This window comes from Flavobacterium sp. WC2409 (assembly GCF_041200085.1).
GTDB lineage: Bacteria > Bacteroidota > Bacteroidia > Flavobacteriales > Flavobacteriaceae > Flavobacterium.
The window spans coordinates 68,849-85,351 of sequence record NZ_CP165625.1 but is presented as its reverse complement, the minus strand read 5'-3'; the positions used below and the strand labels follow the sequence as shown (position 1 = coordinate 85,351).

At 32.0% G+C, this 16,503-nt stretch carries 20 protein-coding genes; 8 read left to right on the top strand and 12 right to left on the bottom strand.

The window, feature by feature from the left end:
- Positions 1-423 precede the first annotated feature (423 nt).
- From AB3G34_RS00335 to AB3G34_RS00315, 5 genes are all read left to right on the top strand, one after another.
- Positions 424-1,482 (top strand): 3-oxoacyl-ACP synthase III family protein, encoded by a 1,059-nt coding sequence (locus AB3G34_RS00335; protein WP_369753102.1) that lies wholly within the window; start codon positions 424-426, stop codon positions 1,480-1,482.
- A 152-nt stretch (positions 1,483-1,634) separates the two neighbouring features.
- A complete protein-coding gene (locus AB3G34_RS00330; RefSeq protein ID WP_367757137.1) occupies positions 1,635-2,159 on the top strand; it encodes a methyltransferase in 525 nt (174 codons plus the stop codon).
- Entirely contained in the window at positions 2,159-3,010 is an 852-nt protein-coding gene (locus AB3G34_RS00325; protein ID WP_367757136.1) for a glycosyltransferase family 2 protein, read from the top strand. The genes AB3G34_RS00330 and AB3G34_RS00325 overlap by 1 nt, the downstream gene beginning before the upstream one ends.
- Before the next feature lie 77 nt (positions 3,011-3,087).
- Positions 3,088-3,834 (top strand): MlaE family ABC transporter permease, encoded by a 747-nt coding sequence (locus tag AB3G34_RS00320; RefSeq protein ID WP_367757134.1) that lies wholly within the window; start codon positions 3,088-3,090, stop codon positions 3,832-3,834.
- Complete coding sequence (locus AB3G34_RS00315; protein ID WP_367757132.1) at positions 3,834-4,595, top strand: ABC transporter ATP-binding protein; 762 nt, start codon at positions 3,834-3,836, stop codon at positions 4,593-4,595. The genes AB3G34_RS00320 and AB3G34_RS00315 overlap by 1 nt, the downstream gene beginning before the upstream one ends.
- Before the next feature lie 63 nt (positions 4,596-4,658).
- On the opposite strand, the gene AB3G34_RS00310 is transcribed toward AB3G34_RS00315, so the two are convergent.
- Complete coding sequence (locus AB3G34_RS00310) at positions 4,659-5,258, bottom strand: SprT-like domain-containing protein (RefSeq protein ID WP_367773496.1); 600 nt, start codon at positions 5,256-5,258, stop codon at positions 4,659-4,661.
- A 13-nt stretch (positions 5,259-5,271) separates the two neighbouring features.
- The gene (locus AB3G34_RS00305; protein WP_367757128.1) at positions 5,272-5,949 is read right to left on the bottom strand and encodes an SDR family NAD(P)-dependent oxidoreductase; all 678 of its coding nucleotides are present in this window, start codon (positions 5,947-5,949) and stop codon (positions 5,272-5,274) included.
- Between the two features lie 130 nt (positions 5,950-6,079).
- Between AB3G34_RS00305 and AB3G34_RS00300 the strand changes: the two genes are divergently transcribed.
- The gene (locus tag AB3G34_RS00300) at positions 6,080-6,652 is read left to right on the top strand and encodes a GNAT family acetyltransferase (protein ID WP_369753101.1); all 573 of its coding nucleotides are present in this window, start codon (positions 6,080-6,082) and stop codon (positions 6,650-6,652) included.
- 26 nt (positions 6,653-6,678) lie between these two features.
- On the opposite strand, the gene AB3G34_RS00295 is transcribed toward AB3G34_RS00300, so the two are convergent.
- The 10 genes from AB3G34_RS00295 to AB3G34_RS00250 all read right to left on the bottom strand — a co-directional run bounded on the left by AB3G34_RS00295 (position 6,679) and on the right by AB3G34_RS00250 (position 13,979).
- On the bottom strand, positions 6,679-7,317 hold the full coding sequence (locus AB3G34_RS00295) for a hypothetical protein (RefSeq protein WP_369753100.1): 639 nt from the start codon (positions 7,315-7,317) through the stop codon (positions 6,679-6,681).
- 5 nt (positions 7,318-7,322) lie between these two features.
- Positions 7,323-8,375 (bottom strand): D-alanine--D-alanine ligase, encoded by a 1,053-nt coding sequence (locus AB3G34_RS00290; protein ID WP_369753099.1) that lies wholly within the window; start codon positions 8,373-8,375, stop codon positions 7,323-7,325.
- A gap of 11 nt (positions 8,376-8,386) precedes the next feature.
- Complete coding sequence (locus AB3G34_RS00285) at positions 8,387-9,097, bottom strand: NRDE family protein (protein WP_367773488.1); 711 nt, start codon at positions 9,095-9,097, stop codon at positions 8,387-8,389.
- Positions 9,085-9,573: a DinB family protein gene (locus tag AB3G34_RS00280; protein ID WP_367757119.1), complete on the bottom strand. Its 489-nt coding sequence runs from the start codon at positions 9,571-9,573 to the stop codon at positions 9,085-9,087. The genes AB3G34_RS00285 and AB3G34_RS00280 overlap by 13 nt, the downstream gene beginning before the upstream one ends.
- A gap of 1 nt (position 9,574) precedes the next feature.
- Positions 9,575-9,964 carry a DoxX family protein gene (locus AB3G34_RS00275; RefSeq protein WP_367757117.1) on the bottom strand — a complete coding sequence of 130 codons (390 nt, stop codon included), beginning with the start codon at positions 9,962-9,964 and terminating at the stop codon, positions 9,575-9,577.
- A 10-nt stretch (positions 9,965-9,974) separates the two neighbouring features.
- Positions 9,975-10,439 carry a YHS domain-containing (seleno)protein gene (locus AB3G34_RS00270; RefSeq protein WP_367757115.1) on the bottom strand — a complete coding sequence of 155 codons (465 nt, stop codon included), beginning with the start codon at positions 10,437-10,439 and terminating at the stop codon, positions 9,975-9,977.
- Between the two features lie 12 nt (positions 10,440-10,451).
- Positions 10,452-11,351, bottom strand: a complete 900-nt coding sequence (locus tag AB3G34_RS00265; RefSeq protein WP_369753098.1) for a hypothetical protein — start codon at positions 11,349-11,351, stop codon at positions 10,452-10,454.
- Positions 11,352-11,353: 2 nt separating this feature from the next.
- Positions 11,354-11,953: a peroxiredoxin-like family protein gene (locus AB3G34_RS00260; protein WP_367757111.1), complete on the bottom strand. Its 600-nt coding sequence runs from the start codon at positions 11,951-11,953 to the stop codon at positions 11,354-11,356.
- Between the two features lie 80 nt (positions 11,954-12,033).
- Positions 12,034-12,711 carry a Crp/Fnr family transcriptional regulator gene (locus AB3G34_RS00255; RefSeq protein WP_367757109.1) on the bottom strand — a complete coding sequence of 226 codons (678 nt, stop codon included), beginning with the start codon at positions 12,709-12,711 and terminating at the stop codon, positions 12,034-12,036.
- A gap of 128 nt (positions 12,712-12,839) precedes the next feature.
- The gene (locus AB3G34_RS00250) at positions 12,840-13,979 is read right to left on the bottom strand and encodes an acyl-CoA dehydrogenase family protein (RefSeq protein WP_369753097.1); all 1,140 of its coding nucleotides are present in this window, start codon (positions 13,977-13,979) and stop codon (positions 12,840-12,842) included.
- Between the two features lie 88 nt (positions 13,980-14,067).
- Here AB3G34_RS00250 and AB3G34_RS00245 point away from each other — a divergent pair, with 88 nt between their 5' ends.
- Complete coding sequence (locus AB3G34_RS00245) at positions 14,068-15,153, top strand: anhydro-N-acetylmuramic acid kinase (RefSeq protein WP_369753096.1); 1,086 nt, start codon at positions 14,068-14,070, stop codon at positions 15,151-15,153.
- Between the two features lie 52 nt (positions 15,154-15,205).
- Complete coding sequence (locus tag AB3G34_RS00240; protein WP_369753095.1) at positions 15,206-16,432, top strand: Glu/Leu/Phe/Val dehydrogenase dimerization domain-containing protein; 1,227 nt, start codon at positions 15,206-15,208, stop codon at positions 16,430-16,432.
- Positions 16,433-16,503: the final 71 nt, after the last annotated feature.

The following is a 16,503-nucleotide window of genomic DNA, read 5'->3' as shown; positions in this document are numbered from 1 at the left end:
AACTGCAATCCATCCAAAGAGATTAAGCCATAAAACTGCTCCTTCATAGCAATAAAAACATCAATTTCGTATTTTTTTGTAGCTGCATTGTTGCGAAATAAAAGCATATTTCATGTTTCCTATTCCCAAATAGTGTCTAACTTTTTTGGAGACAGTCAAATTTCGAGGCATTTTTTTTATTCCTTTTACAACTACTTATTTTAGAAACATTTAATTAGAAAAAAACTCCCGAAAAAAAATTCTGATCGGAAAATCACAAATAGCATTGTAAAAACTACATCGTTTTCGAATATTTATTAAAAAATCATCAGTAAATTAGCCAAATAATTAATATCCTATAATTATATGCGTGCATAGTAAATAATATAGCTGTAATTATTTTTTTATCTTTAAATTAGCCTAAATTTTTGGAAAAATAAAACCATGAAAATAAAAATAACTGGAATAGGAAGTTATATTCCTGAAAAGAAAGTAAGCAATACCGATTTTGGTAATCATATTTTTTTAAATGAAGACGGAACACCATTTGGGAAACCAAATGAAATTATAATTAATAAATTTAAAGGGATTACAGGAATTGAGCATAGACGATATGCCGAAGATCAGTATACCTCATCAGATCTTGCCTTCTTTGCTTCTCAAAAAGCGATAGCAAACGCAGCAATAGACCCAGAAACGATTGATTATATTATTTTCGCACACAATTTTGGTGATGTAAAAAGTGGCACATCTCAATCGGATATGTTACCTAGTTTAGCAACACGAGTGAAAAATAAATTACAAATAAAAAACCCTAAATGTGTCGCCTACGATATTCTTTTTGGATGTCCTGGATGGATTGAAGGCGTATTACAAGCTAATGCTTTTATTAAATCTGGCATGGCCAAACGTTGTTTAGTTATCGGGTCTGAAACATTATCTAGAGTTGTAGACGACCATGATAGAGATTCGATGATCTATTCGGATGGTGCTGGTGCCTCGATAATAGAAGCTTCAGACGATGAAACTGGATTACTTTCTTATGAAAGTGGAACTTATGCTATGGACGAAGCTAATTATTTATTTTTTGGACCATCCTACAATACGGAACTAGATCCTGACACGCGATACATAAAAATGCATGGTCGTAAGATTTATGAATTTGCCCTAACTACTGTTCCAGCTGCAATGAAAAGCTGTTTGGATAAAAGTGGTCTTGGAATTGATGATGTAAAGAAAATTCTTATTCATCAAGCCAATGAAAAAATGGACGAAGCGATCATACAACGTTTTTACAAACTTCATGACAGACCAGTACCCCAAGACATAATGCCTATGAGTATTCACGAATTAGGAAATAGTAGTGTAGCTACTGTGCCTACTTTATTTGACTTATTAATTAGAGGTGAAATAAAAGATCAAAAAATCAATAAAGGAGATATTCTTCTTTTTGCTTCTGTTGGAGCTGGAATGAATGTAAATGCCTTTATTTATAGATATTAATATTTCGAAACATATTTATAAAAGGCCACTATTCTCATATAATAGTGGCCTTTTTATTTATAAATGATTCAACATGAAACAAACTGAGTTGAAATCTGCAATAGAAGAAATATATCTTTGTACATTTGCACTTTGGATAAACTATAACAAAAATGTACGAAAAAACGTTTCCTAATAAAAGATTCAAACATACTTTAGAATTTTTAAACAAACACATTTCAACTACAGAAAGCATTCTAGATTTAGGCGTTGAAAATCCTTTTTCAAAAATCATGAAAGAAGATGGCTATACTGTAAGAAACACTACTGGTGAAGATTTAGATCTTGATCAATCTATATTTTCAAAAGAAAAACAAGATGTAGTTACTGCATTTGAAATCTTCGAACACTTATTGAATCCGTTTACCATTTTAAGTGAAATAAAATCAGACAAACTTTTTATTTCGATCCCAATGCGATTGTGGTTTTCTCCAGCATACCGAAGTAAAACGGATATGTGGGACAGACATTACCACGAATTTGAAGATTGGCAACTCGATTGGTTATTAGAAAAAACAGGCTGGAAAATCATCGACAGACAAAAATGGACTAATCCAGTAAAGAAACTTGGAATCCGCCCTTTATTGCGCTATTTCACTAATAGGTATTATATTGTTTATGCCGAAAAGATAAAATAATGAATTACTACGTAGTTATTCCCGCACACAACGAAGAGGCACTTATTACTTTAACATTGGAATCCTTGATTTCTCAAACACTATTGCCAAAAAAAGTAGTGATTGTTAATGATAACTCAACTGATAAAACGGCAGAGATTGTTTTGGCTTTCGCCAAAGAACATCCGTTTATCACATTAGTCAACAAAGAGTCAAGCGCCATTCATTTACCAGGAAGCAAAGTTATCCAAGCATTCAACGCTGGTTTAGAATCACTAGATGATCAGTATGATATTATGATGAAAGCGGATGCCGATCTAATTTTTCCAAATAATTATTTTGAAACAATTGTCAAGCATTTTCAATCAGACTCCACTATTGGTATGGCTGGAGGCTTTTGTTATATTGAGAAAAATGGAGAATGGATTCTAGAAAATTTAACAGATAAAGATCATATTCGTGGTGCGTTAAAAGCATACAGAAAAGAAACATTCAAACAAATAGGTGGACTAAAAGCACAAATGGGTTGGGATACGGTTGATGAATTACTTTGTAAATTCTATAATTGGAAAGTAGTCACTGATGCTACTTTACATGTAAAACATTTAAAACCTACTGGCGCTAATTATAGTAAAACGGCTCGTTACAAACAAGGGGAAGCATTTTACACTTTAGGCTACGGTTTTATCATTACTGCAATTGCATCAGCAAAACTGGCAATGATGAAAAAGAAGCCCCTCCTATTTATCGACTATCTAAGCGGTTTTTGGAAAGCAAAATCAGCAAAAACGCCTTTAATGGTTACAAAAGAACAAGCACGATTTATTCGAAAGTATCGTTTAATGAAAATGAAAGAGAAATTAATTGGTTAATTGCTCTATTCTAAAAAGCCTGAACTCATAACACATAACTCATAACTTATAACTATTTTTGACTATATTTTAAAACTATGATGCTCATTCGATATTTATCACAAGTAGGGAAATATTTCTTAATGTTAGGGGAGATTTTCAATAAACAAACCAAATGGTCTGTAATGAAAAAACTTATATTTAAGGAAATAGATGATTTAATCATTGGTTCTCTTGGTATTGTTGCCTTTATTTCATTTTTTGTTGGTGGAGTTGTTGCTATACAAACAGCATTAAACTTGACCAACCCTTTAATACCAAAGTACTTAATAGGGTTCGCTACTCGTCAATCTATTATTTTAGAATTTGCACCCACGTTTATCTCTGTGGTAATGGCAGGAAAAATGGGATCATTTATCACATCGAGTATTGGGACCATGAGAGTAACGGAACAAATAGATGCACTTGAAGTGATGGGCGTAAACTCATTAAACTATTTAGTTTTCCCTAAGTTAATGGCTTTATTATTATATCCGTTCCTTATTGGGATTGCTATGTTTCTAGGAATACTTGGTGGTTATATTGCTAGTGTTTATGGTGGTTTTGGTAGTAGTGCTGATTTTATAGATGGTATACAACGAGAATTCATACCCTTTCATATTGCTTATGCTTTTATAAAGACCTTTATTTTTGCATTGCTATTGGCAACTATACCTTCCTTTCATGGTTATTATATGAAAGGTGGAGCACTTGAAGTAGGAAAGGCAAGTACAGTATCATTTGTTTGGACTTCCGTAACCATTATTTTGATGAATTATATTTTAACACAATTACTCTTAACGTAATGATAGAAGTAAAAAACATAGAAAAATCATTTGGTGGTGTCAAAATTCTTAAAGGAATATCAACTGTTTTTGAAACTGGTAAAACCAATTTAATTATAGGTCAAAGTGGTTCTGGAAAAACGGTTTTGTTAAAAAGTTTACTTGGTATCCATCAGCCGGAATCTGGGAAAATTTGTTTTGATGGTAGAATATATTCGGAACTCGAAGCAGATGAAAAAAGAGAGTTAAGAACCGAAATTGGAATGGTTTTCCAGGGCAGTGCTTTATTTGATTCCATGACTGTTGCTGAAAATGTGGGTTTCCCTTTGAAAATGTTTACTAGAGACAACGGAACTAAAATCCAAGAACGTGTAGATTTTGTTTTAAAAAGAGTCAATCTTACTGACGCTCATAAGAAACTCCCATCAGAAATATCTGGAGGAATGCAAAAGCGTGTGGCTATTGCCCGTGCCATTGTAAACAACCCTAAATACTTGTTTTGTGATGAACCAAACTCTGGATTGGATCCAAACACTGCTATATTAATAGATAATTTGATTAAAGAGATAACGGAGGAATACAATATCACTACCGTTATAAATACACATGATATGAATTCAGTGATGGAAATCGGAGAACGCATCTTATTTCTTAAAAATGGATTAAAAGCTTGGGAAGGAACAAAAGAAGAAATTTTTAGAACAGATAATCAAGCAGTAGTTGATTTTGTCTACTCTTCTAATTTATTCAAAAAAGTAAGAGAAGCGTATTTGAAGGAATAAATAAAAATACCATTTTAATAAAAAACGGACTTTGATTTAAAAACCAAAGTCCGTTTTTTATTATTAACTAGGTAATAACTCTACCTCAGCATTTGGATTAAAAAGATACAATTTTCCAGAGTTAATTTCTAAACATTCAAACCTTTTAGTTCTTATTGCAATTTTCTTAAAAATCTTTCCATTTTGAATTCTAAAAACACTGCCATATGGAATTTCAAAAATATAATTTTTATCATTTTGTTTATCAAATTGCTTTAATGCTAAAGACAAATTAGCATCTGTATCACTACTAGCAGTTGGATTTTTAAAATGTCTAGCTATTAACGGTAATAAATGACTTGGAAAAATCTCAGGACGAATAAAAGGAACCATGAGTTGTTGAAACGAATATTTCCATTCTTGACCATGAGGTTTTATATTTCGACCAAACTTTTCAAAGGCCACCAAATGTCCTATTTCATGTATTAATGTAATTAGGAACTTATATTTATTCAAGCTAGAATTAACAGTAATCTCATGTTTACCATTTAATCCTTTTCTATAATCACCATGACGAGTTTGTCGCTCATTTACAATCTTAAGATGTACTTGATTCGCAACAATCAATTCAAAAACTGGTTTTACAGCATGTTCAGGAATATATCTAGCTAGAGTTTCGCTCAAAATAGTTGTTAATTTATGGGTTTGTAGAAGAAACTTCTAGTACTTTCCCGTTGTAATATTTATTTCCAGTCAATGTAAAATTGAAAATATAGTCCGCCATTTCACTTGCAGATATCGGAGCTTGATATCCTGGAAAAGCTTCAGCCAACATTTCTGTTTGAACTGAACCCAATGCCAAAACATTAAACGAAATTCCTCTTTCTTTATATTCCTCAGCAAGTAATTCAGAAAGCGTTATAACCGCTCCTTTACTAGAGCTATATGCCGCTAGTCCAGCAAACTTTAGGCTTCCTTGAATTCCACCCATAGAACTTATTGTTACTACATGACTCCCTTTTTGTAAATATGGCAAACAAATACGAGTTAAATTTGCAACCCCAAAAACATTGACTTTATAAACAGCTTCAAAATCATCTTGAGTTGTTTCTGAAAAAGGTTTCAATAACAAACTTCCCGCATTATGAACAATAGCGTCTACTTTTTTCCATGAACTAGAAAGAAAATCTTTTACACTATCTAAATCTGATTCATTTGATAAATCAACTGATAGACAGCTTATGTTTTTATGTTCTATAAGGATACGTGGGGTTTTTCTAGAGAGAGCCAATACTTGATGTCCTGCATTTGCAAATAACAACGCCAACTCATACCCTATTCCTCTACTTGTACCTGTTACAATAATATTTTTCATTTAGCAAAAATAAACAAATCCATTAAAAAGTACTATTTAAAACAAGCGATTATTTTTAATCTAAATATAAAAAAATCTCAAATTATTTTTATTTTTGCAAAAAAAAATAACGCTACTAAATTCCTTTAAAATGACCGAAAACATCCCATTAGAAATTGCGTCACTTCAAGACATCGACGGTGTTTTATCATTACAAGAATTATATTTAGTTTCTAATTTAACAGAAGCCGAAAAACAATTTGGTTTTGTGACAACGCCATTTACAATTGCTCAGTTGACTCAAGTCATAGAAAATAAAGGTTTATTTATTGCCAAAGACAATCAAAAAGTCATCGCTTATATTTTTGCAGAAAGCTGGGCTTTTTTTAACCAATGGCCTATTTTTAACTACATGAGTTCCTTATTTCCAAATCTTACTTTTCAAGATTTTAATCCCATTACTACAACCAATAGTTTTCAATACGGTCCTATATGCATTCATGCAGACTATCGTGGCAAAGGATTAATTAAGCCTCTTTTTGAATTCATGAGAAGCCATATTGTTGAACGTTACCCATTGGCTTTGACATTTATCAATAAAAAGAATATCCCTTCCTTAAAAGCCCATAGTAAAAAATTACAATGGACAATTATTGGCGATTTTCAATTCAATAGTAATGACTACTTCATTATGGCTTACGACATGAAAAAAGCTATCTTATAGAAGGAATAAAATATCAATCAAATAAACTATCTAATATATTTTTTAAAAACTTTATAGCTTTGTAAACAAGCCATAACGATAAAGAGCATTGGAATTATAACAGGCATTAAGTATTTAGAGAAGCTATCTGCGTTTTGAGATATTGTATTCAAGAAAAAAACCAAAGCTAGCATTCCTAAAAAAGTTCCTATTAGCGTTCCTAGAATGTAAAAAAACTTCCATTTTCCATTCACATGAATATATTTTCCATTTATCAAATACAAATTCCAACCCGTCCAAAAGGGAAGCTGCAAAAAGTTAATGCTACTTAAAAATAAACCGATTACAACAGGAGAATAGATAATGTATTTTTCTAAATAATGTTGATTCGAAACAGATTGAGTAGAATGAGAGTAGAAGGAATAGGCCAAAAGCAATAAAAAGAAAATACCAAAGATGTCAATTACCTTCATCAATTTTTTATTATTGGCTAATTTAGCAGCAAAAATTAAAGTGAAATAAATGACTAGAGCTTCAATAAAAATAACACCTAATAAATATAAAAGTAAATTATTTATTCCAAATTTAGTGTAAATTTCAAAGCCTATAAAATTCAAATATCCCAGTGGAATAGAACCCAAAAAGCTCACAACAAACCCCACAAGAATATTCTTTATTATTTTCATTGCTGTTAAAAATTGACAATTTTATTGCTCTGTTCTAGATGCAATCGGTATTCTTTCATCCCTTCTTTGTGAGCCAGATATGGCACGCCTTTTTTATTGTTGGCAACACTAATTTCAAACATATAGCTAATGTGTCGTGACAATTCTTTCCAAGCAAAAAACAAAGAATGTTTGGGATCATAAATGTGAGTTGGTTCACTAGCAGCTCCATTTAATTCCACTATCGAAAAGTTTTTTCCGTTTTCCAATTCTTCAATCGTATTATACATAACATCCAATCTCCCAAAATAAAAGCCTGGTATTTGCAAACACATTTCATTAATAACGGCTTCCAATTTTGGAGTTATCCAGTCACTCCCATCAATAAACTTAGCACCTCTGGCATGATTGCCGTAGGGAACAAGATTTATTTTTTCCCCTACAGCTAAAACGGTTAATAAACGATTACCGTATTCCTGCTGTAGTACTTTTAATTGCAATTCATAACGCGGATTTTCCTTTATTAACTCTTCGATTGTTGCAGTACCGTTTCCTGTAATAATTAAAAATTCTTTGGAAACAATTCCTGTAATTTTTCCTGATTTTTGATTGGGGTATCGTACATAGAAAATACCAACTTCATTTTGAAACGGAATTAAGTCTTGGATTACATAATCAAAATTGGCTTTGGAGGCATATTGCTTTAAATCAGTAATAGTTTCAATTTTCTTAACTCCTGAACCACGCAAACCAATATCAGGTTTAGCGATCAAAGGATATTTTATCCCCGAGGATTTAATTGTATTTTCTATTGATTCTAATGAAGTCCCTTCTCTAATTAATTCCGTTTTGGGATAATATTTTTGAGGGATTAAATCATAAATCGCTTTTTTAGATTCCATAATAAATCCTCCATTTTTTATCGTGGGATTAGACGCATTAAAGAAAAAAATTGATTTTGCTTTTATAGCGTAAAAGGCCCATTGAAAATAAATAGGAATATAGACCAATTGGAAAGGCCAATATTCCCAATGGGTTATCTTGTGTAGTAGTAATTTAGAATTTCTGTTAAATATCACTTAGGGTATTTTTAAATTATAATAAATGAAGTGCACGATTCTTTTTGGGATATTAAATCATAATGACGAATAGCGACCTTATTTTGTTCAGTTATGGCTTGCGTAATACTTAGCGTTTTCATTTCATTATTTCGATTGATAACCAACCCATTTTGATGATTGTCTTTATCTGTATAGCGATGATACTGGTACATTTCTTTTTCTGAAATTGCCCCATTCTCCTCCAAGAAGGTATAAAACAAATCTGCTCTTTCTTTTCTAATTTCATCGGGATACAAAGTAGCCGAAGACCAGATGTGTCTATCATCTGCATTTAAAACAACCTCCTCTTTTTTTAAACCGTTCCATCTTAATTGAAAAAGCGCCCCATTTTGAAATAAAACTAAAGTAAAAGGTTCAATGTTATCTAAATCAATCTCATTCCAGAAATCCTTTGGGGATACTTCGCTTATGATATCTAAAACAATTAAACCACGGCTTCTTCTATAGGGAAGCTTTGGGATATGTTTTTCATTGGCACCATTCAATAAAACCAAAATAGTCCCATCGTCATCCACTGCGTACCAAGTCCCTCCCGCTTTTGGGTCTTTTGGATAAATGACATTTTTGCCTTTTACTATGTAATTTTTGGGCTTAATTGCACTGGGCCTTATCACCTTTTCATCGCGATTGGAGGTAATGATGACTTTGTTATCCACTTTTACAAAACTTACTGTGCACATTGATTTCTATATTCAATTGTTGAACGTGCCACTCCAAAATTGACATCTACTTCAATAGTATCAATTTGTAAAATCGCCACTTTTATTAAAGCCTGATGATGGATACAATGTTCCAAATTATAAAGCAATTCTCTGAAATAATTACTCTCAATACGAAGCTCTTCACTATCAATTATTTGCTGTAATTCTAACTTTTTATTTTCTTTTTCCAATGAATTTTGGACCATTTTAATTTGAGATATGGCAAAATCAGTATCGGTTTGAATTAATTTGTTCCGTGGTCTTTTATCATAATTCACTATCCCCAAATTATAATTATTCTCAAGACACTGAAACATCTCGATAATGTGCCTCGTATGTTCGCCAATAGTAGAATCACTTAGCGAAACACAAGGCTTAGCATATTCAGAATCTGGGAGTTGAACAAGCAAATCTACCAATTCATTCAAGCTCGTATTTATAGAAGGTATCAGCATATTACAATTTTAATTTTAACAAATTGAGTATTGTATTCTTATTTTGATAAACCAAAAGAGAACAACAAATAAAGGTAATTAGAGCCAAAATAAAAAGAGTTCCCCCGTCATTTTGCACTTCTATACCCAAAACAAATAAATGAGATGCAATAGCACCTATCATTACTCCCATGCCTATTAATGCCCCAATCCAAGTTGTTTTTGGATACACAATTAAAATCGACGCTATCAATTCGGCAATCCCTGAGCCTATTCTTCCATAAGGTTCCATCCCTAAAGTAGAGAAAATATAAACACTTTCTTCGGCACCAGTAAATTTAAAATACAAAGTTTGAATTAGAATTACTGCAACAATAAGGCGCAATAACCAAGTTATCAGTGGTGATTTCATAATTTTATTTTTATTTAAAAAACTTCTTCCAGTTTGTATCGGCTTTTGCCTTCAAATTGGATTGATCTTTATTCCAGCTTTTCAATGTATTGTTAAAATAGGCATTATAAAACAAGTATAATTTACCTTCAACAATTTTAAATGTTGCGGGATCAATTTCGACTTTTTCACCAGAATCTCCCATTGCAAATGCACACCAACCTCCATATTGTGGTTCGTAAGTCATTGGGCTTTTTGCAAAAGCATCTTTGTTTTCTACTGATGAGAAATAATAATTCACTCCTTCATAAATAGATCCCAATTCTTTTTTCCCTTTTACTGCTTTACCTTGTTTAAAATAAGCAACAGGATCGTAGCCTTGAATAGCTACTTTCTTTTCTAGATTAAATTGTGTTAGTCTTTTACTCTCATTTTGTGCAAATGATAATAAAGAAATCAAACAAAATATTGCGGCAATTAAAATACGGTTTTTCATCTTACAAATCAATTAAAATATTATATTATACTGAATACTAACAACGTAAGCCCTTGTCAAACCATCTGGACGGATATCCCTAATTACAAATGGAGTTGCCATTGAGAGCTCTATACTATTATGATTATTTATTACATATGTGGTTAATAAATTCCCGTTAATAGTTAAACCATCTGACCCTTTTATTTTTTCTCTATCTCCCTGAATAGTCTCATAACTATCCTCTCCTAGATGATAAATAAATAAAACATTCGGTTTAAAGATAAATTTTTTATTGGCAGTTTTTAGCGTATAAGTTGTTCGAAACAATGCATCTGACCTACGTTCAAACCTATTTGTAGACGGAAAATCATTAGTGCCTGAAAACTCTTTAAAATAAGAGTTTTTATTATTATTTATTACTGGGATTTGAATAGCTGAATTAAAATCCCAATTATTATATTTAAAATTCCCTCCAATAAATAAATCATACGTTCCTAAACTTGATTGATAATCTAATGGCAGTGACTTTCCATCAATTTTTAAATCGGAATTTGTAAAAGGAATTTTAAAACCGAATAATGTACTCCATTGTTTATTATTCTTTGTTTCAAAGGTATAATTCCCTGACAGAAAAGCATCTCCTAATGAAGTTGAAGTTCCAAATGCACCATTGGCACTAGAAAATGTCACCTTACTACTCAGCGACCAGTTTTCATTTATTTTTCTAGTATAGGAAATAAATGGAGAAAAATAGGTTACATCAGCCTCACCAGCACCAAAAACAGAAGCAATTCCTACACTATTTTTTAATTCTTTTTCGTCACTTTGAAAACCATGTCCTATTGAACATATTCCTGCATCACTACAACCTTGGGCGTAGCCAAAAGTAGAAACAGTAACCAGTATCAAAACAAAAAAATAATTTTTCATTTCTATTCTTTTAAAGATTTAGCAGCTGCAATCAAAAGATCATTTGTAATTCTATGTTTAAAATCTGGAGTAATAAATTCAAATTCGATTTCCTTATTTACATTCAAAATAAAAACAGAAGGAACGGGCAAAAAACTACTATTTACACCATCAGAACTTTTAGCCAACATAGATTTGTAATTTTCTGGAGCTTCAAAAGCAATTCCCATCGTTTTTGCAAGCTTTCCATTACTATCAGATAATAAAAGGTAATTTACTTTATCTTTTTCTACAGTAGCTTTCAAACTTGTTGGAGAATCTGGACTAATTGCTATTATTTGGTATCCTAAAGCTATTAATGCTGCTTCGGCTTCACCTAAAGCGGATAAATGTAGATTACAATATGGACACCATCCACCACGATAAAAAACTAAAACAGTTTTTTTATTACTAAATAGGGAGGCTAAATTAACATCTTGATTATCGACTGATTTCAAGATAACATCTGGAATTTTCTCACCAATTAACAAAGGTGAAATATCTGTTGCCGTTTTAGGCAATTCATTTTGGGCATTTACAAGCGATACTATTGCAAATAAAGCAAGGCTAAATAATTTTTTCATAGTGTTTCATTTTATTAATACAAAACTACTATGTAATTTAAGAAGCAATTGTCGCCTAGTTTGCAATTCAATAAAAATAACTACAAATTATTTATATCCGTAATAATTATTTCTTTTCTGTTGTAGGCAATTATACCGTTCGTTTCCATTTCATTCAATAACTGAGTAGCGGTTTGTCTTGAAGTACAAATGATTTGAGCAATATCGTTTTGAGTCAAATAATTTTCAATCACAATTCGGTTACCCGTTCTTTTTCCTTCGCTTTCACCCCAGTCTTTTAAAAACAATAGTAGTCTGGTTTTGGCATCTTTAGAAATCAAATTAGAGTAGCTATTTTTTATTCGCTTCATTTTCAAACCTACAAATTTAGTATAGGATAAAGCCAAACTAGGATTGCTCAATAATAGATCTTCAAAATCCGATAGTAAAAAACTGCAAATAGCTACATCATCAGATAATACTTTGGCATACTCATTGGCTTGATTGTCGGATTCTAAAGTTAGTTCCCCAAACAAATCGCCTTTTTGAATAATGTCTTTTATGGTTTCATTTCCCTCTTCGTCTACTGCCACTATTTTTATGTTCCCTTTTTTCAAAAGAAAAATTCGAGGCACATCTGAAGAACTGAAATAAATAACCTCTCCTTTTTGAGCCTTTTTAAACCCCGTAATAATACACAATTGCTTGATTTGTCCAAAACTTAAAGTCCGGAATAATTTATGATCGCGCAAGTACCAATATTTTAAATCATCGTACATAAAAGGAAACTTTTGGGTAAATGTACACTTTTTTAGAATTAAAAAACCACTAAGAAATAAGACCATTAAGATGATTTACATCTCAACTACTTACCCCTTAATGGTTAAAAAAAAATATTTTATAAAATTTAGGAAACTAACGTTCTTGAAATTACAATTCGTTGTATTTCAGATGTCCCTTCATAGATTTGCGTAATTTTAGCATCGCGCATCATACGTTCTACATGATATTCGGATACGTAACCATTTCCACCGTGAATTTGTACTGCTTCAATTGTAGTATCCATAGCGGTTTGTGAAGCAAATAATTTAGCCATAGCTCCAGATTGTGAAATATCCTTACCTTCATCTTTCTCAGATGCCGCTTTAAGAACTAACAATTTGGCAGCCATAATTTGAGTTGCCATATCAGCTAATTTGAAAGCAATAGCTTGGTGTTTGAAAATTTCTTTTCCAAAAGCTTTACGCTCTTGCGAATATTTTAATGCTAATTCATAAGCTCCTGTTGCAATTCCTAAGGCTTGAGAAGCAATTCCAATTCTTCCTCCATTTAAAACAGACATGGCAAAATTGAATCCAAATCCATCATCCCCTATTCTATTTTCTTTTGGAACTTTCACATCATTAAATAGTAATGAATGAGTATCAGATCCACGAATTCCCATTTTCTTTTCCTTTGGACCAATATCAAAACCAGCCCATCCTTTTTCAACAATGAAAGCATTGATCCCTTTGTGTCCTTTTTCAATATCAGTTTGGGCAATTACAATATAAGTTGATGCCGAAGATCCATTAGTAATCCAGTTTTTTGTACCGTTAAGTAAATAATAATCTCCTTTATCTATTGCTGTTGTTTTTTGAGAAGTCGCATCAGAACCCGCTTCTGGCTCCGATAAACAAAAAGCACCAATTACCTCCCCTTTAGCTAAAGGCACTAAATATTTCATTTTTTGTTCTTCATTACAATATTTTTCAATACCCGCACAAACCAATGAATTATTTACTGACATGATAACCGCAGCTGAAGCATCTACTTTTGCAATTTCGGTAATTGCCAAAACATAAGAAATACTATCTAATCCTGACCCACCATATTTAGGATCGACCATCATTCCCAAAAACCCAAGCTCAGCCATCATTTTCACCTGTTCAGTAGGAAACTTTGAATGCTCGTCTCTTTCTACAACTCCACCCAACAATTCAGTATTAGCAAAATCTTTTGCCGCTTGTTGAATCATTAAATGCTCTTCGGTAAGATTAAAATCCATATTTTTATTGTAAATTAAATGTTGTTAAATTTGTTGCCAAAAGTAATTATTATAAATCATATTTCAAACGATTTCGTAAATTAAGCCAATGTTAAAAGAAAAGTATAATATTATAGGTGTCATGTCAGGCACTTCTCTAGACGGAGTCGATTTATCACACATAATCTTCACTGTCGAAAATAACAAATGGAATTTTAAAATCCTAGAATCTGAAACTATTTCTTATGACACAAATTGGATCAATTCTTTAAAATCAGCAGTAGATTATTCGACAAATAAATTAGAAAAATTAAATCAAGATTACACTACCCTTCTCGCTACTATTATTTCAAATTTTATAAAAATAAATAAAATTGAAAATCTTGATGCTGTCTGTTCCCATGGACATACCATTTTACATCAACCACAAAATAGTTTTACGCTACAAATAGGAAACTTACCTGAAATTGCTTCCTTAATTAATCAAACAGTCATTTGTGATTTTAGAGTACAAGATGTTCAACTTGGTGGTCAAGGCGCTCCATTAGTTCCTATTGGGGATCGTATTTTGTTTTCAGAATATGATTATTGCATGAATTTAGGTGGATTTTCTAATATTTCATTCGAAGAAAATAATACCCGAATTGCATTTGATATTTCACCAGTTAACACCGTATTAAATTACTACGCCAATCAATTGGGATTCAATTACGATGATAAAGGGGAAATATCAAGATCCGGAAATACCAATGAAGCTCTTTTAAAGCAACTAAATGAATTGGATTTTTATCAAAAAAAACATCCTAAATCCTTAGGTTTTGAATTTGTAAAAGAAACTGTTTTACCCTTGATTGAAAGTTTCACTATTACTATAGAAGACAAATTACATACTTTCACAGAACATGTAGCGCTACAAATTGCTTTAGCGTTACCAACTAAAAAAGGAAGTCTTTTCATAACTGGCGGCGGAGCTTATAATGATTTTCTAATAGAGCGCATACACCATCATTTACCTGATATAGCAATAATAATTCCCAATGCTAAAATTCTAGAATTTAAAGAAGCACTGATCTTTGCTTTCTTGGGCGTATTGAAATTACGTAATGAAATCAACGTATTATCAAGTGTAACGGGAGCAAAAAAGGACCATAGTTCTGGAAAAATTTACTATGCAAATAAATACACAAATACATAATTCGCATTATTCTATTTTTTATATTTGTACAAATTAAACATATCGCAACAAAATGAAAGATTTACTGAAGAAATTTGAAAATAAAGAACCTGTAATTGTATTCAATTGGAAAGACACTGAAACAGATGCAGAAGGCTGGACTGTGATTAACTCGTTGCGTGGTGGTGCTGCTGGTGGTGGAACAAGAATGAGAAAAGGATTGGATATAAATGAAGTTTTGTCGTTAGCAAAAACGATGGAAGTAAAATTTACAGTTTCTGGCCCGGCAATTGGTGGTGCCAAATCTGGTATTAATTTTGACCCAAATGACCCAAGAAAAAAAGGCGTTTTACAACGTTGGTACAAAGCCGTTTCCCCTTTATTAAAAAGTTATTATGGAACCGGTGGTGATTTAAATGTTGATGAAATTCACGAAGTTATTCCAATGACGGAAGAATGTGGCGTTTGGCATCCACAAGAAGGTGTTTTTAATGGTCACTTTAAACCTACTGAAGCAGATAAAATAAATAGAATAGGTCAACTACGTCAAGGAGTGGTTAAAGTAATCGAAAACCCGAAATTCTCCCCTGATGTGGCAAGAAAATATACGATTGCTGATATGATTACTGGTTTTGGTGTTGCCGAAGCAGTTCGCCATTACTACTCAACTTATGGTGGTGATGTAAAAGGAAAGAAAGCAATTGTTCAAGGTTTTGGAAATGTAGGTTCAGCTGCTGCTTTCTATTTGGCCGAAATGGGCGCCAAAGTAATTGGTATTATCGATAGAGATGGTGGATTAATCAATGAAGAAGGATTCTCATTTGAAGAAATAAAAGAATTATTCCTTAATAAAGACGGGAATAAATTAGTAGCAAAAAACATGATCCCTTTTGAGGAAATAAATCAAAAAATATGGACAATTGGTGCTGAAATTTTCACACCATGTGCTGCTTCTCGCTTAGTTGCTCAATCTCAAATTGACAGTTTAATTGCTAGTGGACTAGAAGTGATTTCTTGTGGTGCTAACGTTCCATTTGCTGATAAAGAAATATTTTTCGGCCCAATTATGGAAGATGTAGACCATAAAGTAAGTTTGATTCCTGATTTCATTTCAAATTGCGGAATGGCTAGAGTTTTTGCATATTTCATGGAAAAGAAAGTACAAATGACTGATGAAGCTATTTTTCAAGACACATCAGAAATTATAAAAAATGCCATTGTAAAAGCACATGCTTTAAACAATTCTAAAACAAACATTAGTGCTACTGCATTTGAAATTGCTTTAAAACAATTAGTGTAATTTAAAATATTAAAAAGGCAATATTAGTTCATTTTAAGTCCGTTTGACAGATCCGTTTTAAACCGAATCTA